This window comes from Peptococcaceae bacterium (assembly GCA_024655825.1).
Taxonomy (GTDB): domain Bacteria; phylum Bacillota; class Peptococcia; order DRI-13; family PHAD01; genus JANLFJ01.
This window is the reverse complement of the sequence record JANLFJ010000075.1, coordinates 1-3,982: the sequence shown is the minus strand read 5'-3', so window position 1 is coordinate 3,982 and position 3,982 is coordinate 1. Positions and strand designations below refer to the sequence as shown.

Genomic DNA, 3,982 nt, shown 5'->3' with positions numbered 1-3,982 from the left:
TGTTACTGACGCTTCATAATGTCCTGTAATTGATGTTGTTAGATGTCCGGAATGTGACGAAAATCTGGCCAATTATCCGGGGAAGGATGACAACAACTGCTACCTTTCCCCGGACAACCTTAGATATTTACCTTGTACCAATTACCTTTCCGCAAATTGAAGCGTGCTCCCGGCATAATCACATACCACTGTTGATCGTACTCTATCCGGCAAGGAATGCTCATTGAACCAAGTAAAAGATTAAACCCTTCACCACAATGGAGTTCATAACTGCGGCCTCCCACATCCACCATCCAGCGGTCTTGTACATGGTTGTATGTCATCTTGCACCACTGCTGCTTCATGACAATTCACCCTGGATAACCAGCTTAACCATGTGATCATCAATGATCCGGCGGCCATTTTGGGCTCCATATAAGAGGCAGTGAGTACAGAGTTTGTTTATCAGCCTGGGTACACCACTGGAGAAGCGGAATATCTCATCCAAAGCGCTATCTGAAAATATGTCATGATCAGTACCGGCATAAGCAAGATGCCGTTTTACGTAGTCGCCTGTTTGAGCTCTATCCAAGTGGGGTAGTTTACACTGAAGATCGATGCGCTGCCGGATGGCGGCGTAGGCTTGAAGTTTAAACTTTTCCCAGAGTTCACTTTGCCCAACTAAGATCAGAGCCATGGGACTTTGGGCATCCATTTTAAAATTGAGGAGAAATCTGACCTCCTCCAGCATCTCTCTATCCAAAAGATGGGCTTCATCCACAATGACAACCGGCTGAAGATGCTGGATACCCCGCATAAGCTCAATTTCCCGATGCAGTTGACGTTTAGCATCACCCCTATAGAATTTGGCTTCACAGCCTAGTTGCTCCAAGAGCCCCTTGTAGAAATGTCTGGGTGTCAGCTTGGAATCTGCTAAATACAGCACCATGAATTTAGCTGGGTCTAAAGAGTCTCTGAATAGACGTATAGTAGTTGTCTTGCCGGTTCCACAGTCACCGGTAACAACGGCAAATAACTGACGCTCTGCAGCGTATTTCAGACGGCCTAAAGTCTCTTCCAGCATAAGTGATTGATACAACTGGTCCGTTGGGATATCTCGGGAAAACGGAGTGTGTGATAGCCCATAGAAAGGTTCAAACATTTTATTCCCCTGCCTTTCTTACGGTTCTGTAGGAAACGGCAGGAGTCTGTTGTTCGATTCGTTGTTGATTTTTCTCCAGAGCTGCAGCTAAGAGCCTTGAGGATTCGGCAGGTTTTGTCCCTAGATGTTCAGGCAGCTTCGGTCGCTGACCAACTTTTTCTCCGATAACCAATTCGCGGGCTTTCCAGGGGGTATGCCCTTCATATTCGATGGTCAGTTCAGTAATGTCAGCAGGGTCATAAATCACATCCACGGTACAGCCGATGAAACTAAGCCCTACTTCATACTTTTTCCCTTGAAAGCTTATACATCCGGCCTTGTCAACTTTGCGTTCTTCGCAATGCAAAAAGGCGTTGGCTATTGTTTCCGGGTCCAGGAATTTGAGGGCTTTCTTATCGCTGCGATAGGCACTGGCCGGACTGGTGTTGCCCTCCAGGGCAGAGTGGGGCTTGTTTTGATAACATTCCTCTAACCAGACCCAGAACAGTTGATTGAGTTTGTCTAATGTTTGTGGTTTCTCCAAGGCGACTTCGCTAAGAAAAGCGTCAACCACCCGGTTGAATCTTTCTACCTTCCCAGTCGATTCTGGCGCAAAGGGCCTGGCAAACAGCAGCCTGATGCCCATCTTGGCGCAGACACGATTCATCCATTTTGTACGATACTGTTTCCCATTGTCGAAGAATACTGCCTCAGGCACTCCATATTTTTGGATAGCCTGGCGGAAACAATCTTCAACAATCACCTGATCTAACGTTGGATAAAACTCACCGTGAAGCACAAACCGGGTAGCATCGTCAACAAAAGTCACTAAGAATACCTGCTTTTTGGCACCATCTACGCCAATAGGCAAGTAGGGTCCATATTTAATGTCCGAATGCCACAGTTTGTTGCGATATTTCTGCTGATACCGCCGGCTTGCGACACCTGTGCTCATATACATCTGCATATGCCTGGCACTGTATCCTCGTTCAGCCAGCTTTTCTTGCAGGGTGCTCCGCTTAATTTGTCCTGGCTGGGCCAAGCCTTCCCACTCTAGAATCTGGATGATTTGAGCCACACTGCGTTTGGGAACCTCGCGCCTCAGTAAGATGGCCTGTTCCAAGATATGTACAGGAATCGCTTCTTCGGCTTTGTTCTGGGCTTTACCCTTGGGTTTTAGTCCGGCAAAGCCATGGGCCTTGTACTCGGCCAGGTATCTGCGTAGAGTACGTTCTGAAATTCCAGCCTGCTCACAGATTTGTTCTTTAATCTGTTTGGCTTTGGCAGGGTCCAACCCTTCAGTGAGAAGCGGAGAGAGCAGCTGTACTCGATAAGTGGCAATGTCCTCTGCCTTTTTTTGGTCTTTCATGCCAGATTACCTCCTTCAATATTCGGAATCTAGCATGAGTGTATATCCTGTCTATCAGGACAAAAAGGCAAAACGGGTATGCAGCCAGTTATTTGTATTTACCATGGTCCGGACAACTCTGGCCAGCCAGCCTGCTGCTTCACCCACCAGATCTTTAATTCTTTGAAGGGACGAACCGCTTTTTAATTTTGTCTCAAAACCCAGCCGGGCAGCTATTGCAGACAGGCATCCAACAATATATCCTGAAGCCTCAGCAAACCATCTCTTAATCCTGAAAATGCTGCTGTCTTCACAGCAAACCTCAGTTACGGTGCCGTCAATTATGGCTTCAATAACTGTGCCGGTATATCGTTTGTACGGCACAAGGATGTCAGGCAGTTCATGGTGGATTCTGCGGCAGTTCCTACAGCGAAGCCGACGAATGATCAGCACGATTGTTTCACCGTCTCCCTGGAGAGCGCCTCGCTTTCTGCTGCCGATTACTTTAAGCTCACAACAGCCGCATACCGGACAGATGCTGTTCTCTTCGCTTTTAACATAGTATTTGTTGCTGTTATCCTTGTCTAAAATCAACCTGTATTTTGCAAGACAGATCATAAGCACTTATTTCCCGCAGCACTTTTTGTATTTTTTACCGCTGCCACAAGGACAGGGTTCATTGCGCCCAATCTTAATTACAGTAACCGGAGTGTTTGCTACAGCCTTGCCTTTGGAGGCTGTCCTTAATTCTTTAAGCTCTTTTTCAAGTTCTGCTGCCTGTTGGTTCTTGCCCAAAGCGGTATATATTTCTATGGCTCTGTCTACTACGTCAGCCCTGCCTCTCAGGTTTTTTTCCCTTAGGGCACTGTTGATAATCTCCTCAGCCTTTACATTGTCGGGTTCGATATTTTTGGTGCCGTAGCGATAGCAATCTGCCCAGCCGATGTAGCCCCAGCCCCAGGCCGGGTCCTCGGTCAGCCACATCCTAAAAAGCCGGTCACATTCTTGCTTGTTGCCTAGGGCATAATGAGATTCCGCTATGGACCGACGGGTGTTCTCGATTATCAGTTCATCCTTATCGCCGCATAACTCAAGGAGTTCCTCACAATATCTAATTCGTTTAGAGAGATACTGGGGTTTCTCAATTGCCGCGTTGTGCAACTGCTCGTCAAGATCCTGCACATAGTTCATTACAAATTCTGTCCACTTATATTTCTCTTGCAGGGTGGGTAAGTCTTTGACCTTATCTGTAGCCATTACGGTTTTTGTATCTTCCCAGGCATCTAGCCATACATCGCAAGCCTTGATAGTTTGGCCACGTTCAAGTAATTTGTACCCTTCACCAATCTTCTCATCAATTTTCTTGTACTTCTCCACAACCGTTCCTCCGTTATTGCATTTTTACAGTCATCTTATCATTATTGTTTTGTCTGGAACAACGGTCATCTTTTACAGCAATTCTCGGTCAGGCAATTCCGTCAGCTTTACGCCACTTTAGTTCAGCCGCAACAATA

At 46.7% G+C, this 3,982-nt stretch carries 4 protein-coding genes and 1 pseudogene; all 5 read right to left on the bottom strand.

What is annotated here, in order from left to right; genetic code table 11:
- Positions 1-119 precede the first annotated feature (119 nt).
- Entirely contained in the window at positions 120-344 is a 225-nt protein-coding gene (locus NUV48_15375; GenBank protein MCR4443512.1) for a DUF5348 domain-containing protein, read from the bottom strand.
- Positions 341-1,141, bottom strand: a complete 801-nt coding sequence (locus NUV48_15370; GenBank protein MCR4443511.1) for an AAA family ATPase — start codon at positions 1,139-1,141, stop codon at positions 341-343. The genes NUV48_15375 and NUV48_15370 overlap by 4 nt, the downstream gene beginning before the upstream one ends.
- A 1-nt stretch (position 1,142) precedes the next feature.
- On the bottom strand, positions 1,143-2,489 hold the full coding sequence (locus NUV48_15365; protein MCR4443510.1) for a DDE-type integrase/transposase/recombinase: 1,347 nt from the start codon (positions 2,487-2,489) through the stop codon (positions 1,143-1,145).
- A gap of 54 nt (positions 2,490-2,543) precedes the next feature.
- Positions 2,544-3,086: a DUF6431 domain-containing protein gene (locus NUV48_15360; GenBank protein MCR4443509.1), complete on the bottom strand. Its 543-nt coding sequence runs from the start codon at positions 3,084-3,086 to the stop codon at positions 2,544-2,546.
- A gap of 6 nt (positions 3,087-3,092) precedes the next feature.
- Positions 3,093-3,161: pseudogene (locus NUV48_15355) on the bottom strand (SEC-C metal-binding domain-containing protein).
- Positions 3,162-3,982: the final 821 nt, after the last annotated feature.

What these genes read in the sequence shown, in the direction of transcription:
- NUV48_15370 (MCR4443511.1), bottom strand. Translation starts at nt 1,141, where the DNA reads ATGTTTGAACCTTTCTATGGGCTATCACACACTCCGTTTTCCCGAGAT.
- NUV48_15375 (MCR4443512.1), bottom strand. Translation starts at nt 344, where the DNA reads ATGAAGCAGCAGTGGTGCAAGATGACATACAACCATGTACAAGACCGC.
- NUV48_15365 (MCR4443510.1), bottom strand. Translation starts at nt 2,489, where the DNA reads ATGAAAGACCAAAAAAAGGCAGAGGACATTGCCACTTATCGAGTACAG.
- NUV48_15360 (MCR4443509.1), bottom strand. Translation starts at nt 3,086, where the DNA reads ATGATCTGTCTTGCAAAATACAGGTTGATTTTAGACAAGGATAACAGC.